A 19,271-nucleotide genomic window follows, 5' to 3' on the forward strand; every position below is an offset into this window, starting at 1 on the left:
CGGCCGACCGCCACCGACCCGAGCTTTGCGCCGGCCGGCTGCGACAGCTTCTATGTACTCTGCCCGGTGCCCAACCTGCGCGGCGGTCAGGATTGGGCGGTGGAAGGCCCGAGACTGCGCGATCGCATCGTCGCGGCGCTTCACGCCACCCTGCTGCCCGGTCTCGCCGACACCATTACCGCCGAGTTCGCCATGACGCCGGAAGATTTTTACAAAGACTACGACGCCGAAGCCGGCGCCGGCTTTTCGCTCTCCCCGCGCTTTACCCAGAGCGCCTGGTTTCGCTACCACAACCGTGGCGAGGGCCTGGCGGATCTGTACGTGGTGGGCGCCGGCGCCCACCCCGGTGCCGGCGTACCCGGCGTGCTCAACTCGGCCCGCACCCTGGAGCGGCTGCTGCCGGCCCGGCCGTGAGCGAACTCAGGCAAGAGCAGCGCCCGTCGCCCGCCATGCTCGTGGTGCGCGGGCCGAACGCCGAGGCCGCCCAGCGGCTGATGGATCGTCATGCGCGCAGCTTCGCACCGGCGGCCCGCTTCATGCCGCGTCACGAGCGCGATGATATCGCCCGGCTCTATGCCATCTGTCGTACCGCCGACGACCTGGCCGACGAAGCCCCGCCCGAGATCGGGCGTCGCCGTCTGGATGCGATCCGGGCCGACCTGTACAACGATTCGACCCGCGATCGGATCGCGTTTGAAGCGCAGTCCCTGTTCAGCGATGCGCCGCACGGTCTCGATGCCTTTGGCCGGCTGCTCGATGGCCTGCGCCGCGATCTCGACCCGCTGTGCCTGAAAGACGATGCCGAGCTTGATGGCTATGCCGACGCCGTCGCCGGTACCGTCGGCGAGATGATCTGTGCCCTGTTCGACATCCCCACGGCGCATCGACCCGAGGCGATCGCCCTCGGCCGCGCGATGCAGTTCACCAATATCGCCCGCGACGTTCGCGAGGACGCCGTGCGCGGACGTCGTTATCTGCCCGCCACCCGCTGCCCGGCCACGCCGGACGCGATCGCGGGCCGGGAACCGGCCGCCGTCGAAGCGGCAGCGGTGGCCACACGCGCCCTGCTGGATCGCGCCGACGGCTTCTATCGCGACGGGCGCGCCGGGCTGATCGCCCTGCCGCTGCGGCTGCGCCTGGCCGTCGCCGTCGCGGCGCGACTCTACCAGGGCATCGGCAGCGTCATTCGCCGCCAACACGCCAACCCCCATGCCCCGCGGGCCGTGGTGCCGTTGGGGCAGAAGATTCGTCTCGCGCTGACGGGTATCGCCGACGCCCTGTTCGCCCGTTGGCACAGCCGCGCGCGATGACGGCGCATACCCAGCCCCTGGATCTGGTCATCCTCGGCGGCGGCCTCGCCGGGCTGACCCTGTGCGAGGCGCTGGCCGGGCGCGGACTGAGCGTGCTCGTGCTCGAAGCTCGTCCGGAATACATCACCGACCGCACCTGGAGTTTCTGGAGCGCGGACGGCGAGCCGGCCCCCTGGCCGGGCGAACAGGGCCGCTGGAATCGCTGGCAGGTCCGCCATGGCGAACGTGCGCCGGTCGCGTGTGGTGCCCCGGGCTGGCAATACGTCAGCCTCGACGCGGGTGCCTGGCTCAACGCCCAGGCCCAACGCATCGCCGCCGACCCCGACCAGCGGCTCGCCATGGGGCGCGAGGTGATCGATATGGATGTCACCGATGCCGGAGTACGCGTTCGCCTGCGTAGCGCCCGCCACTCAGACGCGATCGAAACCATCGAAGCGCGCCAGGTGGTCGATGCCCGTCTGAATTGGCGGCGCGCGCCGGCCCCGTCCTATGCCCAGCATTTTCTCGGCTACGAGGTGGAAACCAACCGCCCGGCTTTCGATGGCGGCGTCGCCGGCCTGATGGAATTTCGCCCCGGCGCGATGGCGGGCGAAGGCGTCGATTTCGTCTACCTGCTGCCCTTCACCGACCGGCGTGCCCTGATCGAAGTCACCCGCTTTTCTGCGGTGGCTCCACCACAGGCATCGCTGAAGGCGTGGCTGGGCGCCGAGCTGCGCCAGCGCTGCGGCGCTCGCCCGGTACGCGTGTTTCGCAGCGAAACCGCCAGCCTGCCCATGACGGTCACCGCGCCAAAGCGCTCCCCACACCCCGGGCGTTATCTCGCAATCGGTCAGGGCGCAGGGGTCAACCGCGGCGCCACCGGCTACGCCTTTCGCCGTATTCGACGCCAGTGTCAGCAGCTTGTCGATGACTTGTGTCGCCAAGGCCGCCTACCCGACATCGCGCCCGACCCCGGCGGGCCCATCGAACGCGGCATGGATCGGCTGTTCCTGCGGGTGATCCGCCGCCGGCCCGACCTCGCGCCGCGCCTGTTCGCCGACCTGTTCGCAGGCTGCCCACCGGCCCGGCTGGTACGGTTTCTGGACGACAGCCCCAGCCTGGTCGACCGAATCGCGGTTATCACGGCCTGCGCCCGCCCGGCGTTCGCCGCCGGCCTGCTGGGGCCGAAATGAAGCCGCCGGTTGTACTCGCACGCCATACCGCGGTGTTCGTGATCGCGACCGCCGCGGTGCTGGGCCTCGCGCTCTGGCTTACGGGCGCGCGCGACAACGGCTCAGTGCTAACGCTGACCGCATTCGCGATCGCCGTATTGTTCGGCATGCCCCACGGCGCCCTGGACCTGCCCCGCGCACGCATCGAACTCGGTTTAACCCGGCGCGGTCCGCTTACCGTCTTCTTCGGCGTCTATCTCGGCCTGGTCGCCGCCTGCATCATGCTGTGGTGGTGGCAACCGCGCCTGGCCTTGGCCGGCTTTCTGGTTTATTCGGCCTGGCACTTCGCCGGCGACTGGCGCTTCGACGACCGGCTGGCCGCCTGGGCCGGCGGCCTGACCACCATCGGCGCGCCCGCCCTCTGCCACAGCCACCGCGTCGGCGAAATACTGGGTCAGATTACGGGCGGGGCCGACGTCAGCATGATCGTCGCCGCCGCTGCGCTCGCCGGCGTGGCCGGACTGGCCCTGTTCGCCACGCGCTGTGTGCGCTGTCGCGATCGTGCCAGCCTCGAAATCGGGTTGCTCTGGCTGCTCGCCGTCACGCTACCGCCGCTCGCGTTCTTCGCGGTGTACTACGGCGCACTGCATGCCCTGCGCCAGACCCATTGCGTGCTCGCCAGCCTAGGCCATGCACGAACACGGGCTCTCGGCGAAGCACTGCTGTCGTCGCTAGCGGTAATCGTCGTCGGCGCACTCGCGGCCATATTGCTGACCGTCTGCCTCGGCATTTCGCCAGATGACGCCCTGCTACGCGCCGTGTTCATCGGCCTGGCCGCGCTCACCGTCCCGCATATGTTGCTTGACGCCCTGCTGCAGCGCGCCCATCGAATCCGCAGCCGCAGCGGACGAAACCCAACCGTTGCGGGGTATCCACACTCCCGCCCGCAGCAATAAGCCCGGTCCACCTGACCCGCCCACTTTCGCAGAACATCGCACGCGTAACAGCAAGTCCACTGGCTTGATCGAGCCCGCCATACGCACCCAATCATCAAGGCGCGAACGAGCAAATCTTGTGTCAGGCCGGGCGTTTTCACATCCATCGGAATACGGCGTATAAGCACAGCCGGTGCGTTGCGATTAGACCAAATGGCTACAAAACCCGGCTTTATAGCGGCGACGTGGGTATTGCGCTTAAAAACCACGATGGGCAACTTAGAGTTAGAGTCTGGTTCGAAGGGGATAACGGAGTACGGGCATTCCTGCCGAGCGCACTACCCGCACACCACACCGTGTACGCGATGGCGATTCGTAAAAGCCAGGGCTCGGAGTTCGACGCCGTGACGCTGGTGCTGCCAGATTATGACGTGCCGGTTTTGACTCGGGAGTTGTTTTATACGGGGTTGACGAGGGGGCGGGAGCAGTTGTCGATTTACTCGCAGCGAAACGCGCTTGAGCAAACCGTTACTCGTGGCGTCTTGAGAGTATCTGGGTTAGCAGAGCGCATCGCTCAACCTGGCGAAAAGCAATCCATTGGCGTACCATCCTCGTATGCAGACCGTAGCCGAGACGCCGGAGTTCTCGCGCAAGATTCGCAAGTTGATCGGCGATGCTGACTACCAAGCGCTGATCTCGTATCTGGCAGAACATCCAAAAGCCGGCGACCTCATGCGAGGCACCGGCGGTATGCGGAAGCTTCGATGGGCTCGCGACGGATCCGGCAAAAGCGGTGGCGTTCGTGTCGTCTACTACTTTCACGACGAACACATACCCCTTTATCTGCTCACGATTTTCGGCAAGAACGAAAAGACCAATATCTCTCAAGCTGAACGCAACGCACTTGCTCAGCTTGTCGCACTGCTCACCAAGGCAGCAGGAGTCTAGACATGAGTGACGCGTTTGAAAGTATCAAGGCCGGTCTCGAACAGGCGATCGCGCATCAAGCGAATAAGCCGAACGAGGTCGTCGTTCATGAAATGTCGGCTACAGACGTTAAGGCCGTACGCGATAAGGTTGGCATGACCCAGCGCGAGTTCGCTGCTTCGTTCGGTATCAGTCTCGGGACATTGCGGCATTGGGAGCGCGGCGATAGACAGCCGCACGGCCCCGCTCGGGTTTTGCTTAACGTGCTCGATCGTCGGCCCGATGCCGTACTTGCCGCGCTTACGGAATCCAATGTTATTGCGGCGGCGCACGATGCAAGACCTGACCCCAACTAGTCCCTAGTGTAAAGTCGTAAATTGCATGGGCAAGGCAAATTTAGTCCTTTTTGCGAAAATTCTCAACCATTTTGGCACTATGTATACGATTGTCCACGACTCCGACTCACCGAAGACCAGAAGGAAGGACGATTGGATAAAGAACCGTATGTGGGCATAAAACACCAAAATAATTGAAGTTGTATCTGATCGTCCCAAATGCTTCCCTGGATGCGGATTAATTGCGCAGGTCTCCGACTTCGAAGGATTTTATTTTGGTGAACTAGGCGGGAAGGATAAGCCCTATCATGCGATAGAGAAATTGAGCTCAACGGAGTTTCAGTCTAATAAGAAATACGATGTGCTGATGCAATTTGCAGATGCGGCATTGGATGGAACTCATCCCGGAAGTTACTCCAGTTATAATGAGTTGAAGGCTTTGGTGGAGAATTGGAAAGAAGGTAACGAGCTCATCGAGAAAAGCCGATGGGAGTTTACAACTGACCAGTAAACATCATTTGAACTCGGAAAGCCCTGTCCGGATCGATTGATCCCCGCTCCTACGGATGAGTAGATCGAGCTAAAGCTCGATAGGGGTCTTCCTGGCCCGGTCCGAAGACACAAGGCGGACTCTGTTGGCTAGCTGGTTTAGCAGCGTGCGATAATCAAACGAGAATCGCCCTTAGGCTTCTCCCGCGGAACATGCTGAATCGGACTCTTAAACCCTCACGCGAACGGTGCAAATGACGTCAACTTGGTGGTCTCTGCTTTCCGCCGCCGTATCAGGCGGACTAGTAGTAAAACTTATAGACTACGTGATTTCCTTTCTTACACACTCCGTTAAGAAGAAGAAAAATGCGAAAAGACTAGTAGATGAACATCTTGATCCACTTCTAAAGACCGCCGATGCGATCTGTGGTAAAACCCTTTCGTTAGCAGATCGCGACTTCTCAACACCACACGGTACTTTAAAACAAGAACTTGTCGCCCTGACATATTTATATTCGGCGTTTTGGAGCCGACTAGTCATTCTTGATCGCGAAAGCCTCGGAGTATCACTGAATCAGGATAAGCGCGGCCGGAAGCTAGTGGCGTTTCGAGCATGTTTAGAATCGCAACGAATCAGGCTCGTCGACAAGACACATCAAATAGCTATCGGTGAAATTGCTACCGAGATGGATAGCTCGCCTTATAGAACCACCACCATCGTAAATTTCACTCGCAGAATTGCTGAAAGTGATTACTACAGTGTATGGCTCGAGCCGCTAAAATCACAGTTGGGCAACATCCATATTAAAAAGACGCGCCAACGCATGCTTGTATATGGAGTGATTTTACACGCGATGATCGACACCCTCGATCAAAATCACACATCGACGCATACCCGCTCACCGCGCCCTAACAAATTGTCTCGGGATTCAAAGCGAAAGGTCGATCATCTTGTATTCAAGACGTATCTCAAAGGAACGGGCGCTATCAATCGGTACACATCTTCAAAAAAGGATGCCCGCCGAGCGCATCGTACGCACTAGCATACAAAGGAGGCTCATTGGGCATCGCTCGCGCCCTAAGTAGAGCGTGATCAGTCGCCGTTGTCAACGACAGCTTGGGTCCAGCTTGGGGTCACAGTGAGGTGTCCCGACTTTTTCGGACAGCAAGATCAGGGATTACTGGCTAGCTTACGTTCGTAGCTCTCCGGTGTTTGATAGCCCAGCGATTGATGCAGTCGCTGTCGGTTATAAAAGACCTCGATGTAGTCGAAAATCGCAGATTTGGCCCCTGATGGCGACTCAAACCGCCGGCCCCAGATCAGTTCATTCTTCAGCGTACTGAAGAAGCTTTCGGCGACCGCATTATCCCAGCGGTTACCCTTGCGGCTCATGCTCGGCGTGATCTCTCGTCGGGCCAAATAATCACGGTACGCGTGGCCGCTATACAACGCGGCCTGATCCGAGTGATGGATCAGTCCAAGCTCCGGTTGTCTGCGTTGTATCGCCATATCGAGCGCATTCATGATCAAGGGCTGATTGATGCGCTTCGACATCGACCAGCCAACGACCCGTCGCGCATAGAGATCGACGAGTACGGCGAGATAGAGCCAGCGGTTGGGCAAGCCGATGAAGGTGATATCGCCCACCCAGATACGATCCGGCGCTGCGGCAGAAAAATCCCGATTGAGCCGGTTCGGTGCCATCCATTGTTGGCGTTTCGCCCGGCCTAGGGTCAGAAACCGCCGCCGACGGCGCGTAACGATGCCGGCTTCGCGGCGCAGCCGCGCAATACGCTGCTTGCCGACAGACACGCCGTCTTGCTTGAGCGCCGCTTGGATCTTGCGGCTACCGTAAGCTTCGCGTGTTTGATGATGCAGTGTGCGAATTCGTGTCGTCAGCGCGGCGTCCGCCTGAGCCCGAGCGCTTGGGCCGCGCCGACGCCAGGCGTAGAAGCGCGAACGACTCACGCCCAGTACACGGCAGCACGTCGCGATTGAATGGGCCTGTCGATGCTGCGCGATCCAGGCGTACTTCATGGCAGCTCTCTGGCGAAGTACGCCGCCGCTTTTTTTAAGATGTCGCGCTCAGCTTTAACGGCTTCGAGCTCTTTGCGAAGTCGTTCGACCTCGCTAGCTTCGGCGGCCGGCTTCGGGCTCGGTTTGCGAGAAAAGGCGTCATCGCCCTAGCTGCGTATGTCGTCTCGCCATTTGTAGAGCAAATTGCGTCGCACGCCCAGATCGCCAGCTAAAGCAGCGGCTTTCCGGTCTCCGCTTTCGAGCAAGCGGACGGCTTCGCGTTTGAATTCGGCTGAAAACACTTGTCGTTCGGTCAGTGAGCACCCCGTCAGGATCGTCTTCTGATCTGGGTGTCCGTTACAGCCGGGACGCCTCAGCGGACTTATCTGACCAACAGGCTCAATCGCCTAAACTCTGCCAGCCTCGACCGACCCCGGCCTTTTGGTCGAGACTAGCGTCTCGATTTCTTTCGGCATCTTCAAGATACGAGGTCTTGCATTGTGCGTAATGCCCGCAGCTTGCGGAGTCGGTTCTTGATTACGTCTCGTTGTCGGTTTCGCCTTCCTCAAGTGCCTGCTCGTAGACCCGACGCGTTGGCGTCGCGTGATCATAAGCTGTTTGGATATGCGCAGTTTCGGGCGAATGCGGGCGTAGCTTATGCAATAAGGAGGAAATGCGCGCTTCTACACAGCGCGCCGCCCCGAGCATTTGGTCCACTTCGTCGTCAAATGCAACGATGCTTGGAAAGTAGGTTCTGCGTAGTTCGCTCCCGGCCAATCTCTTGCGATGGCGTATCACATAACTAGCCATTGTTGAACGAATGTATCGCCACTCGCGCAGATAACTCCTCAGTTGCTCTTCGAGGTGTAATCGCTCGGTATGGGCTTTTTCCTCAGCCTTAGCCAAGCGGTCTCGCTCGCGTTGCAACTGTTCGAGACGGTGTACCTCGATCTCACTTTCGGTGAGGTATCTAGGAGGCCAGTTACTCGGTCCTGAACCGCAGCCAGCCTCGTCATCCGGATCATCATCTCCGATACGTGATTGCCAGTAAGCATCGTTGTTTGGGTTTAGCTGGTTAGCGTGATTGTCGAGGTCTAACTTATTATTCATCGCGACACCGAGCCCGGCGTGTAGATTTTTTGAAGATAGCACTGTGCTAAACGTTGCCCACCGAACGGGAGCGGATAGCGCGGATCCGGCGACAGGATAGTGAACTAACTATACCCACCGCCCTGCTCATGTAAATCCAGAAAATCCGGGGACAGTATACGTATCTTGACTTTTCTGCTTGGCGTACCTTCTTATTGTAGCCTTGCAGCCACGATCCAATATCGCGCCACGCTAAGGTAAAAGAATCACAGCGAGCGCCGCCCGCCCCACCGCACGACTACAGCAAATCCTTAACCACCGTTAGTCTGTTGGTTCGCAGCGATGCGCTGCTCCAAGCGGTCCGCAAGTCGCTCGTATTCATGATTGAAGTGATGTCCGCCCGGCAATGCGATGACGTTCAGACCTGCGGCTTGAAGTTCTTGGCATATCGCCTCCGGGTCGTCGATACCGTAGATGCATGTGGTGCGATCGGCCGGCAGACGTCGGGCCTCGGGTAATACCGCTTGGCCTTGCGGGCCCAGGCCGAACCACGAGAGCGGGTGATACTCGAACGTGATGTGGCTGGCCAGGCCCAGCAATACGATAGCGCTGACCTGTTTTTGAGTATCTGCCGGCAGCCGGTTATAGAGAAATGGCATCACATCGGCACCGCGGGAGTAGCCAATGAGGGCGACATGCCGCAGCCGCCAGCGTTTGCGATACGTCTCGATGACGCGATCGAGATCGGCGGCGGCTTCGTCGGGCGTGCGGGCCCGCCAGTAATAACGCAGCGAATCCCAACCGACCACCCCATACCCCGCCTGGACCAGCGATTGGCCCACGGCTTTATCGAGCCCTGCCCAACCGCCATCGCCGGAAAGCATGACGACCAGGGTGTCGGTTGCCACGGTGTTCGGGCCAGCATGCGGTTGTCGCGGGTGAACCACGAGCGGCAGATCGGCGACTGCGGGCGCTACAGGTTCGTTGCCGGGATGGAATACGCAACCCGGCGAGCCTATGAGAATGGCCGCAAAGCCGAACAACCAGGCTGCCCGCTCGAGAAGAAATCGCCGATTCATAGCCTTTGCACGGAACAGCTCCATTCCTCGGTAGACATCAGCCGACGCTACGCCATGGGGCGGCTATCGCCTTGTTGCGTTCTGGCGCTCGCGTAGCGATCTCGGGCCGACTACATCCTAACCTCGATCGATCAGATACCCCGCGTCTATTGCGCGTCCCAGATATCGTCGCTAGTCGGGTCCGCGCTCGTACAGGCAAGCGGATCGTTGGAACCCGTAGGCGGTTTTGGCCCGCCCGCGAGCCACAGCATCGGCACTAGCAGAATCGACGGTCGCCGATTGCGGACATCGTACTCGTTGGCCTTGAAGTAACCGACAAACAAAGCGCCTAGAACGGGTACAAGCCACACCACGGCGACCTGGGCCACGCGTCGTCCCGTGGGCTCAGTGTCGATCAGAACAAGAAACGTAGTCGCGATTTGCAGGTAAAGGTAGGCCAGTGTCATCGCCGCCAGAAGCGCGTATGCAGCATGTGGCATATGAATCGCGAGTAGTGGCTCGGGGAGAAAGTATAAGAAGCCCACCCCGCCGCCACTCCAGTTCGCCCGATCCGATCGATGCTCGTTCGGATTCAGTAGCGCGTTGGGTGAAAAGTTCGGCGTTTAAACAGCCGCGCCCGTGGCCGTGCGCCCCGCATCGCCCGCGCCTTAGCGGCTCAATAGCCGCATCACTTCCCGCGTGAAGCTGCGCGGCGTGAGTTTTTCCATCAGCACGGTAAGCCGAAACGACAGCCCGACCGGCGTGTGGACGCGGTGCCCGAGCATGGCTTTCTCGGCCGCCTCGGCGATGTCGTCGGCGCTGAGTTTCACACCCATGCGTTTGACCACGGGCGCCTGCCATTGCTGGCCGCGCACCATGCGGGTGTCCACGAAGGGCGGCATCAGATCCTGCACGGTGACGCCGTGGCGCTGCCATTCCAGGTTGAGCGCTTCGGTAAGGCCGCGCACTGCGAATTTGGAGGCCGAGTAGACCGCCATATCCGGCACGCCGTAGAGCGCGGAGGCCGAGCTCATGTTGAGCACGCGTCCGTCCGGCGCTTGTTTCAGATGTGCCAGCGCGGCCCGGCACATGTTCAACAGGCCGCGTACGTTGATGTCGAGCATCAGGGCGTGGTCGGCCTCGGCGATTTCTTCTACCGGGCCCATGCGCAGCACGCCGGCGCTGTTGAACAGCACGTCGATACCGCCCTGCAGGGCAGCGAAATCGTCGGCGGCGGCCTGGCAGGCGTGTGCGTCGCGTACGTCCAGGGCCTGGCACCATGTCCGTTCGCCAAGCGCTGCGGCCACCGCCTTCAGGCCTTCGACGTCGATGTCCAGCAACCCGACGTACCAGCCGCGGGCATGGAAGCGGTGCGCGGTGGCCAGCCCGATACCGCTGGCGGCACCGGTGATCAGGATACGTTTCATGGTTTCTCCCGGGTGTCGTTTAGTTTTGTTTGCGGGTCAGGAAATCGGCGATGGCGTCGATGGCCCAATCGGCGTCCTTGAGTACGCCGGCGTGCAACTGAAAGACGTGCCAGCGCTGCGGATACAGCTGGTAGCGGGCACGGGTGTCGCTGTCGGCCAGGGCAGCGGCCAGGCGTTCGCTGTCGCCGCGCAGGATTTCGTCGCTACCGCACTGGATCAGCAGCGGCGGCAGGCCGTTTAGATTGCCGGCCAGAGGCGAAACCTCGGGTCGAGCCCGATGATCGCCGGCATAGGCTTGTGCGGCCGTATGCAACCATGCCGTGTTGAGCATCAACTCGCCCTTTACCTGCTGCGGCGTGTGTTCGAGGCTCAGGTCGAGCCAGGGCGAGAGCAGCACCCCGGCCAACGGGGCCGGCAGCGTGGCGTCATCGCCCAGATGTTGCAGCAGCGCCAGCGCCAGGCCCGCGCCGGCAGAATCGCCCGCGATGGCGAGCCGGCGCAGATCGTGGCCCTGCGCCACCAAGCCGCGATACACCGCGACCGCGTCGTTCAACGCGGCGGGAAAGGGATATTCCGGCGCGAGTCGATAGTCCGGCACTGCCACGGTGGCGTTGAGGCGTTTGGCCAGATGGGTGGTGAGCGCCCGGTGGGTACCGGGCGAGCCACTGACATAGCCGCCGCCATGCAGATACAGCAGCGTCAGCGCCTGGCCATTGCCGACCCACTCAACCGGCACCGACTCGATTTGGGCGTTGAAGCGCACCACGCCTCGTGCTGGCAGCGTGATACTGGATACCGCTTTCAGCCAGCGTCGCTGCAGGCTCAGCGGCGCGCGCACCGTGAACGCCGGCATCAGCAAGGGTTTCAGCAGGGCGCGCAGCGTGGCGGCGATCAGACGCTGGATTGCACTTGGCGGCGCCCCGCCGATTTCATGAGGACAGCTCATAATCGCGGGTATCCAGCGTCTGGGTACGGCGCCGGTAGGTGAAGGTGAACCCCGGCCAGTTGTTGGTGTTCTTGCCGCTTTCGGTCTTGTACCAGCTGTGGCAGCCCTTGTCCCAGACGGTATGGCGGATCTGCTCTTGCAGATCGCTGTTAAAGCGATCCTGCACGTCGGCGTCGACGTCCATGAAGCGATGCTCGCCCTGCTCCAGCACCTCCAGCGCGCTCATCACATAGGCAATCTGCGATTCGAGCATATAGACGATGGAGTTGTGCCCCAGATTGGTGTTGGGCCCGTAAAGCATGAACATATTGGGGAAACCGTGGACGTTGATGCCCAGATAGGCTTCAGCGCCGTCGCGCCAGGCATCGTTGAGATCGCGGCCCGCACGCCCGAGGATGGTCATCGGCGCGAGAAAATCAGTGGCCTGGAAACCCGTGCCGTAGATCAGTACGTCCGCTTCGTGATGCCGACCCTGGGCGTCCACGACGCCGGTTTCGGTGATCGCGCCCACGCCGCCGGTATGCACCTCGATGCCATAGCGTTCGATGGCCTGGAAATAGTCATTGGAAATGAGGATGCGCTTGCAGCCCAGCGGGTAATCCGGGGTGAGCTTCTCGCGCAGCTGCGGATCGGAGATACAGCGTTTGAGATAGCGTTTGAACAGGAGCTGGTAGAAGCCCATCGCCGCCTGAACGGCGGTGAAGCCCAGCACACGAGCCTCGTTCTGGGCATAGATCCGGCCCCGATCCAGTTTCTGAAGCAGGGGCATCCGTTCCATCAATTTCTGTTCGGCGCTGGAATAGACACGGTCCGGCTTGGGAATCACATAGGCCGCGGAGCGCTGGAACAGCCGCACCTTTTTTGCCTGTTTGGCGACTTCGGGCACGAACTGAATGGCGCTGGCACCCGTGCCCACCACCGCCACCGTTTTGCCCACGAGATCCACGTCGTGATCCCAGCGTGCGCTATGGAACGCCGGCCCCTGAAAGCACTCGCGCCCCGGTATGGACGGCCAGGCGGGCCGGTTGAGCTGGCCGGTGGCGGTGATGAGCACGCGGGCGTGGATGTCGCCATGGGGGGTGCGGATATGCCAAAGCCCGGCCGCTTCGTCGAAGCGCGCCTGTTCTACCTCGGTATTAAAACGCAGATGCGGATGCAGACCGTAGTCGTCGGCGCATTGACGCAGATAGGAGAAGATCTCTGCCTGCGGCGCAAAGCGGCGCGACCAGTCGAATTTTTTGGCGAAGGAGAACGAATACAGCCGCGAGGGCACATCGCAGGCCGCGCCCGGGTAGGTATTGTCCCGCCAGGCGCCACCCACCTCGCCTTCCTTTTCCAGGATCACCAGCGAATGCTTGCCGCGCTGTTTCAAGGCAATGGCCATGCCTATGCCGCCAAAACCCGCGCCGATAATGGCAACGTCGTGGCTTTCAGCCATGCGCATCTCCTCATTGTTCATTATTGTTCGACGACTCTAGCCGACTCGCGAGCCGCTTTTTATGGCACCATCGGACGAATAATTGTGGAAATCGGACAGATGATCGATGTCGGATCGGGCCATTGTCAGCGTGCGCATGCAGGTGGACTTCGGCGTTGAACACGGGGTGTCCACGACGCGGCTGCTTGCCGGTAGCGGGCTCAGCGACGCTTCGTTAAGCCAACCGGACGTCTTCGTAACGCGTGAACAGGAGCTCACGGTCGTCGCCAATCTCTGCGGCGAGCTGGGCGACCGCGCCGAACTGGGCCTGGCCATGGGCCGGCGTTATCACCTGAGCAGCTATGGCGTCTGGGGTTTTGCCCTGCTCAGCAGCGGAACCTTTCGGGACGCGGTTATTGTTGGCTTGCGCTATCTCGATCTGACCTATGCCTTCAACCGCATCACCCTCGAAGAGCATGAAACCGAGGCCGCGCTGGTCATCGACAACGGCGATCTGCCGGCCGGCGTCGGGGCCTATCTCCTGGCCCGGGATCTGAGCGCCATCGCGACGATCCAGCACGAGCTTTTCGATGCCACGCTGCCCTGGTCGAGCATCGAGCTGACCCTGCCGGCCCGTCCGCCCGGCCCGTTCGAGGCGCAATTCGGCGTCACCCCGACCTTCGAACAAGCACACAACCGGGCACGGTTTCCGACAAGCTACCTGGACCGCCCCCTGCCCCATGCCAACCCGGCCGCGGCGCGTCTATGCGAACAACAGTGCGAACAATTGGTGGCCCGAACAGGCCATCGGGCCGGCATGGCAGCCCGCGTGCGCGAGCGCCTGCTGGCCAGGCCGGGGCATTTCCCGAGCATGGACGCGTTGGCTACCGAACTCGGGGCGACCACGCGCACCCTGCGCCGACGGCTGGCCGCAGAAGGCACGGGCTACCGCGAGTTGCTGGACGAAGTAAGACGTATGCTTGCCGAACAATGGCTATTGATGGGCGCGCTGACGCAGGAAGACATCAGCGACCGGCTCGGCTTTTCCGAGGTGTCCAATTTCGTGCATGCGTTCAGACGGTGGACAGGGCAAACGCCCGCCCGTTTTCGCCGCCACGCGCAGACCCCGCGCGGCCTTGCGCGCTGATGCGCCGACTGCGACCGTAGCGCGGGGTGTCGCCATGCCCAGCGGCCGGGCCGACCGGCCAACCGGTCACAGGCACGCCCGGAGCAAAGCTTTGCGCGTGCGTTTGGCTGGCCGGACTGCGCCGTATCTAGGCGAACGCGCGCCGGGGCATCGGTTTGGGCTCGCGTGTGTCGTTGCGACATACGCAATTGCGCCCCGCGCGTTTGCCCTCGTACAGGGCAGCATCGGCACGCGCCACGACCGCTTCAAGCGGCTCGGACAGGTCGGCCGGCATCCCGCTGACGCCCAAGGTCATCGTAACGGACAACCTGATTTCGCCCCGGGCCGTGTCTGTTTCGATGACCCGGGCCGCGACCGCTGCCCGGAGCTCCTCAGCGACGCCGACCGCGGTATCGAGCGGCGCACCGACGAGCATGATGATGAACTCTTCCCCGCCCCAGCGGGCGAGATGATCCGTTTCGCGCAGATTGGATGCCAGGGTTTCACTCACGGCTTGCAGCACGCGGTCGCCCACGTCGTGCCCGTGTGTATCATTGATCTGCTTGAAATGATCGATATCGCAAAGAATCAGCGACAGGGATGCGCCGGTACTCTCCTGGCGATATTTTTCGAATCGCCAGGCGTCGACCATGCTGCGGCGGTTGAGCAGGTGCGTCAGCGAATCGGTAGTCGCAAGCAGGTGCAGTTCGCTTTCCGCTCGTTTGACCAACCAGAAATAGTTGGAAACCATAAAAATGAGGATCGACAACGCAGCAGATAGATTGAAATAGTGCAGGCCGTCCACGACGTCATTGGGCAGTGCGTGAACGGGCGCCCGGCTACGAACCAGAATATCCAGACCGATGACCAGAACGGTGGCACCGATCACGGACAGAATCTTGCTCGGAAGACGTTGAAAATCGGCAACGATCAGTACCGGAATCGCGAGGATCGCGTAGAAATAGAAACCGGTTTCCCAGCCGACCCAGTAAGACGCCAGCACTGCGTGGGCGAGCACTTCGAATATCACGAAGAAGAATGCGATCCACGAGGCGAGGCCGCGACTAAGAAGAAACGCGGCCGTTGCGTAAAGCGTCACGCTGCCGACGTTCACCAGTGCCAGTGCGGTGACGCCGTTGATGTAGAACAGAACGACGAACGAGAAATGGCACACGAGGCCGACAAGCGATGTGCCGAGCATCAACCGCCAGAACGAGCGCGCGGCGCGGTGCGTGGAATCCAGCGCGCTATTCGCCACCCGGCGGTTTTCTTCGAGTTCTCTTATCACGAAAGCGAAGCCCCCTGTTCGCAATTCCTGACCGACCCGGTTTTCAACAGGGCCTGCTTGTGTGGCGTATATCGGCCGTTACGCCGCGTTTTTGAAGCGAAGTCGCCGTGCCGCGACTCAGCCACGCACGAGCAATAGAAATGCCGGTTACCCCGCCTGCGCCTGTTCGTCACCAGAACCCGTGGCCGCGACGACCCCCCCCCCCGGATCAAGAGCCGACGTAGCGATTCGTTGCCAGCGCGATCGATGTAGTCGCATACAGCGCGGACGCGATCACACGACTGTCGGGCCGGCAGTACGCCTGCGACAGACGCCCCTACTTCGCCCGGCCGCGTTCCACGTTCTTTACGCGCGCTGAAGAATCCGTGCGATACGTTTGCTCCATGCCGACGCATTGTTTTCGTGCGTATGCGCCGCGCACAGGAATTACGGATTCGCCATCATCGATGTGCACGCCGGACCGGCATGCGGTAACGCTTGATACCGGTGGGTAGATTCGCGATACACCAACAGCGGGCACGCTGCGCCAGGTTGCCGCAGGTGTACGTTTTAGCTGTGCGTCACCGGCGCCGTGGGGTACCAAGTCGCGCGCCGTGCCGGGCGACTAGCGCCGACCGCTATGGCTGCAAGCGGGGATCCACAGTTCCGGCGCCTTGCTCAAGGCGGGATCGCGAGAGTGGGAGTTTTATGAAGTGGAACCCTTCAACGCCAATTCTGCTCCGTCTCCACAGCTATGCCTAACACGTTGCATGTCGCATGTCGCATGTCGCATTTCGGAGTTTCGAAGCCCATGGAGGGTCTTTGGTTTGCCGGCATCAGGCTCAGCGGGCGTCTCAAAAAAACGCCCGGCGAACCGGGCGTTTTTTACTTCATCGGTCAGGCTGATCAGCCGCCGAACTTTTCGTTCTCGCCGATATTCGGCGTCTTGTCGCTCTTGAGATTGGCCTTGGCCATTTCATAAAGCTGGAAGACCTTGCTTTCCTTGGCCGCCCAGTGCTCGCCCATCTTGATATCGATTTCGAGCATCACGACGTCCGGATCTTCCTTCTCCGGCAGCCAGGCTGCGACGCCCGGGTTCCAGTAGCGGTCGATCTTGTCCTGGTCATCGGTGACCCGGGCGGTGCCGGACATCGATACGTACACGCCGGCTTCCTGATCGGAGAACGTCAGGCAGACTTCGCTATCACCCTTGGCTTCGAGCACCTTTTCCGCACTGCGGCGGGTATAGAACCAGATGGTGCCGTCGTAGTCGTCCTGCACCAGGTGCATGGGGCGGGCACGCGGCACGTCTTCATCCAGTGTGACCAGCATCCCGACCTGAATGTCTTTGATCAGGTTCCAGATTTTCTGCTTGTGTTCAGGGCTAGACATAATCTTGCAATCCTTACGAGTGCTAGTGAAGTGCTTTCGGCTCCCGCAGGAGCCGAGTGACACGGCGTTCGATCGTGGCGTGGTGCACGGCATAAACTGCGGTAAACGCTAGCGTAGCCGCACGCCGTCAGGACCGGTCAAAAATCGCACGAACGGGGCCGTGAAACGATCTGATAGCACATAACGGGAGACCAAGCGTAGTGTCTCAATAACATAAACGTCATGAGCTTATCCGAAGCCTAGTACGCATCGCTGATCGTTTGGGATGCCGATAGATGCTTTTAAAGCGCCGGCATCCGGTCCGCCCACCCAACTCGCATTTAGCGCTACCCGCGTTAAGCGAAGGATTGGGTGTGGCCGGCGAAGACGAAGTCAATAAAACTCAACGACTATCCCGCCGCCTGAATAATCGCCGTATGTGCCGTCCGGGTGATAGGTGTATTGCCATGGTTCGAGCGTGTGAAAGCGAAACCGACGTTGGGCATGCGCGTTCAAGTAGTTGGCGATATTCTCGTACTGGCGTTTGATCTTTTCACAACCGTGGTCCCCCGCCTGCGGGATAAAGATGACCAGCGCACAGTATTCGATCGAACCACCCAAATGTGCACCCCCACGATCCATGAGCGCTTGCAGACGATGCACATCGGCCATGCATGGACCGTTATCCCAACGCCGTTTGACTTCGATTACGCCGAAAGGCTGCGAGTCGTTTCGCCATAGCACGATGTCTGCTCGGTAATTGCCGGCTAGTACGGCCGGTAACGGGCCGGGTTTCTTGTTCGCGCCCGAGCATTCCATGATTTCCGAAAAGCTCTCTTCGCTGGTCGCACAAGCACGCTTTCGCGAGCGTCTCGCCGCTCCAAGCAATTGCTTCATCGCTTCTACAACGAGAAAACTTTCGGCACCGTAATCCGATAACCAGCTTCCGCCCGATAGGTTTTCGTAGTCGTCGTTCGCTTTTTGAATTGCTTTCAGCAGCGCTTCTGTGAGTACTTTCTTTTTCATATCGGTCGTCGCCCCTTCTCTCGATAAACGCCGCCGTGTGCTAAGCCTCTGGTTCGCGGGCGGGATTGCGTTCCAAAGTTGCGGCGATATCCCAGAGGATGGGAAGAAATTTCGCCGCATGGTCGCTATTAAAAAAGTCGAGGGGGAGATCCAGCGTATATTGCCCACTTTGCGTGAACGGGGCGGCCTTCAGTAAACGGCTACGCACCAATGACGCATCCTCGGCTAGCGTGAAGTTACCCAAATAGACTTGAAGATGCGCGTGATCATCCTTGTACTGATCCGGCAAGACGGCATAAGCGAAAGATGTCCACGTACCGCAAGGTCTTTGTACACGCAAACTAAAGCCGGTCGTCCCCCAAGATGGAAATATCCGGTGGGATCCGGACTCATCCAATATAATTTCAAACACCTGACGCGATACATTGGAGCATCGCGCCAAGAACTCTTCTCGGGTTAGCTTTGAGCGGGGCGTATTACCGGGCTTAGACTGTCGCGCATATTCGGTTTGGCCAACGACGCGCGGTACAAGCGCCTTTATACTCTCACCTTGGTACTGCCTGATCTCGATCCCGAGGACCTCGATCGCCGGCATATGTTCGTTCAAAAATTCGATAATCCGCCGCAGTTCGGTAGGGATCTGGTCCGCTACGAACAGAAGCCGCACTTCTCCGTTTGCTAGATGACGATGCACCGACGCCCAGAACGCTTCGATAACGTCGTTATACGAGCCTTGCTCAACTTCACCTCCCAGAAATTCAAACAACGCCCGCGAAAGCCCTTCAGCACTGCCAGCAGTCTCAACCGCGAGACCGCGGATACGATCGGACGGCCAATACGCTAAAGCATTGGCGGCGTAATCCAGCATCTGGCCAACCACTTCACGCCGAATACGCGTGTCCGTGCTTCGTTTGACCTCTACGAACGTCGGGCGCCCCCACTGATCGATCAAAAGATGATCCATCGCCCAACGATCATGGCTTTCGTTGTTATCGGGTATGCCCGTCTCACTACTGACAAGGAACCAACGCGGTGGAGCGTCCGGATCTATCAAATCACCTGCAAGCAATTCCGGGTAGTCCGCGATCAATTGTTGAAGCAACAATTCATTGGAATACGGTTCGCAAGGGATACGCTCGAGTTCGCCGGTTGGACTGATGGTATATATCGCGTCTTTTTTTACCAATGCGAATTCCCGGTCATGGTTGGCGATCAAGGCTCCGGCCTCACGTAACACTCAATGCAAAATTATATTTGAGGGCGCGCTGGACGATCTTACGGTCGCTGCACGGTGTTCCTAACCCGACCTGCCGTTCACTTTAGCGAGCGATATTCACGCCGCCGTCGACCACCAGCGTCGAGCCCACCACATAATCCCCG

At 60.3% G+C, this 19,271-nt stretch carries 18 protein-coding genes and 1 pseudogene; 9 read left to right on the forward strand and 10 right to left on the reverse strand.

The window, feature by feature from the left end; all coding sequences use genetic code 11:
- The 8 genes and pseudogenes from ABNU97_RS13565 to ABNU97_RS13600 all read left to right on the forward strand — a co-directional run.
- A pseudogene (locus ABNU97_RS13565) lies at positions 1–414 on the forward strand (phytoene desaturase); the annotation flags it as partial.
- Positions 411–1,310, forward strand: coding sequence for a squalene/phytoene synthase family protein (locus ABNU97_RS13570; protein WP_348767228.1), 900 nt, complete (start codon positions 411–413; stop codon positions 1,308–1,310). The pseudogene ABNU97_RS13565 and the gene ABNU97_RS13570, both read left to right, overlap by 4 nt.
- Positions 1,307–2,482 (forward strand): lycopene cyclase family protein, encoded by a 1,176-nt coding sequence (locus tag ABNU97_RS13575; protein WP_348767229.1) that lies wholly within the window; start codon positions 1,307–1,309, stop codon positions 2,480–2,482. Before ABNU97_RS13570 ends, ABNU97_RS13575 begins: the two co-directional genes overlap by 4 nt.
- Positions 2,479–3,417 (forward strand): Brp/Blh family beta-carotene 15,15'-dioxygenase, encoded by a 939-nt coding sequence (locus ABNU97_RS13580; RefSeq protein WP_348767230.1) that lies wholly within the window; start codon positions 2,479–2,481, stop codon positions 3,415–3,417. Before ABNU97_RS13575 ends, ABNU97_RS13580 begins: the two co-directional genes overlap by 4 nt.
- Positions 3,418–3,641: 224 nt before the next feature.
- Entirely contained in the window at positions 3,642–4,076 is a 435-nt protein-coding gene (locus ABNU97_RS13585) for an ATP-binding domain-containing protein (RefSeq protein WP_348767231.1), read from the forward strand.
- Complete coding sequence (locus tag ABNU97_RS13590) at positions 4,012–4,344, forward strand: type II toxin-antitoxin system RelE/ParE family toxin (RefSeq protein ID WP_348767232.1); 333 nt, start codon at positions 4,012–4,014, stop codon at positions 4,342–4,344. Before ABNU97_RS13585 ends, ABNU97_RS13590 begins: the two co-directional genes overlap by 65 nt.
- Before the next feature lie 2 nt (positions 4,345–4,346).
- Positions 4,347–4,679: a helix-turn-helix domain-containing protein gene (locus ABNU97_RS13595; protein ID WP_348767233.1), complete on the forward strand. Its 333-nt coding sequence runs from the start codon at positions 4,347–4,349 to the stop codon at positions 4,677–4,679.
- A 722-nt stretch (positions 4,680–5,401) separates the two neighbouring features.
- The gene (locus tag ABNU97_RS13600; protein ID WP_348767234.1) at positions 5,402–6,190 is read left to right on the forward strand and encodes a hypothetical protein; all 789 of its coding nucleotides are present in this window, start codon (positions 5,402–5,404) and stop codon (positions 6,188–6,190) included.
- A gap of 128 nt (positions 6,191–6,318) precedes the next feature.
- On the opposite strand, the gene ABNU97_RS13605 is transcribed toward ABNU97_RS13600, so the two are convergent.
- The 6 genes from ABNU97_RS13605 to ABNU97_RS13630 all read right to left on the reverse strand — a co-directional run bounded on the left by ABNU97_RS13605 (position 6,319) and on the right by ABNU97_RS13630 (position 13,122).
- Positions 6,319–7,185 (reverse strand): IS3 family transposase, encoded by an 867-nt coding sequence (locus ABNU97_RS13605; protein ID WP_348767235.1) that lies wholly within the window; start codon positions 7,183–7,185, stop codon positions 6,319–6,321.
- Between the two features lie 516 nt (positions 7,186–7,701).
- A complete protein-coding gene (locus tag ABNU97_RS13610) occupies positions 7,702–8,274 on the reverse strand; it encodes a hypothetical protein (protein ID WP_348767245.1) in 573 nt (190 codons plus the stop codon).
- A 290-nt stretch (positions 8,275–8,564) separates the two neighbouring features.
- On the reverse strand, positions 8,565–9,356 hold the full coding sequence (locus ABNU97_RS13615) for an AcvB/VirJ family lysyl-phosphatidylglycerol hydrolase (protein WP_348767236.1): 792 nt from the start codon (positions 9,354–9,356) through the stop codon (positions 8,565–8,567).
- Between the two features lie 623 nt (positions 9,357–9,979).
- Complete coding sequence (locus ABNU97_RS13620) at positions 9,980–10,738, reverse strand: SDR family oxidoreductase (RefSeq protein ID WP_348767237.1); 759 nt, start codon at positions 10,736–10,738, stop codon at positions 9,980–9,982.
- Between the two features lie 19 nt (positions 10,739–10,757).
- Entirely contained in the window at positions 10,758–11,684 is a 927-nt protein-coding gene (locus ABNU97_RS13625) for an alpha/beta hydrolase (RefSeq protein ID WP_348767238.1), read from the reverse strand.
- A complete protein-coding gene (locus ABNU97_RS13630) occupies positions 11,668–13,122 on the reverse strand; it encodes an NAD(P)/FAD-dependent oxidoreductase (protein WP_348767239.1) in 1,455 nt (484 codons plus the stop codon). Before ABNU97_RS13630 ends, ABNU97_RS13625 begins: the two co-directional genes overlap by 17 nt.
- 106 nt (positions 13,123–13,228) lie before the next feature.
- Between ABNU97_RS13630 and ABNU97_RS13635 the strand changes: the two genes are divergently transcribed.
- Entirely contained in the window at positions 13,229–14,248 is a 1,020-nt protein-coding gene (locus tag ABNU97_RS13635) for an AraC family transcriptional regulator (protein WP_348767240.1), read from the forward strand.
- Between the two features lie 127 nt (positions 14,249–14,375).
- On the opposite strand, the gene ABNU97_RS13640 is transcribed toward ABNU97_RS13635, so the two are convergent.
- The 4 genes from ABNU97_RS13640 to ABNU97_RS13655 all read right to left on the reverse strand — a co-directional run bounded on the left by ABNU97_RS13640 (position 14,376) and on the right by ABNU97_RS13655 (position 19,107).
- Positions 14,376–15,485: a GGDEF domain-containing protein gene (locus tag ABNU97_RS13640; protein WP_348767241.1), complete on the reverse strand. Its 1,110-nt coding sequence runs from the start codon at positions 15,483–15,485 to the stop codon at positions 14,376–14,378.
- Positions 15,486–16,400: 915 nt separating this feature from the next.
- A complete protein-coding gene (locus ABNU97_RS13645; protein ID WP_348767242.1) occupies positions 16,401–16,886 on the reverse strand; it encodes a pyridoxamine 5'-phosphate oxidase family protein in 486 nt (161 codons plus the stop codon).
- A gap of 372 nt (positions 16,887–17,258) precedes the next feature.
- On the reverse strand, positions 17,259–17,891 hold the full coding sequence (locus ABNU97_RS13650; protein WP_348767243.1) for a hypothetical protein: 633 nt from the start codon (positions 17,889–17,891) through the stop codon (positions 17,259–17,261).
- Positions 17,892–17,931: 40 nt separating this feature from the next.
- Complete coding sequence (locus tag ABNU97_RS13655; RefSeq protein WP_348767244.1) at positions 17,932–19,107, reverse strand: hypothetical protein; 1,176 nt, start codon at positions 19,105–19,107, stop codon at positions 17,932–17,934.
- Positions 19,108–19,271 lie beyond the last annotated feature (164 nt).

Source organism: uncultured Salinisphaera sp., from assembly GCF_964012375.1.
Classification (GTDB): domain Bacteria; phylum Pseudomonadota; class Gammaproteobacteria; order Nevskiales; family Salinisphaeraceae; genus Salinisphaera.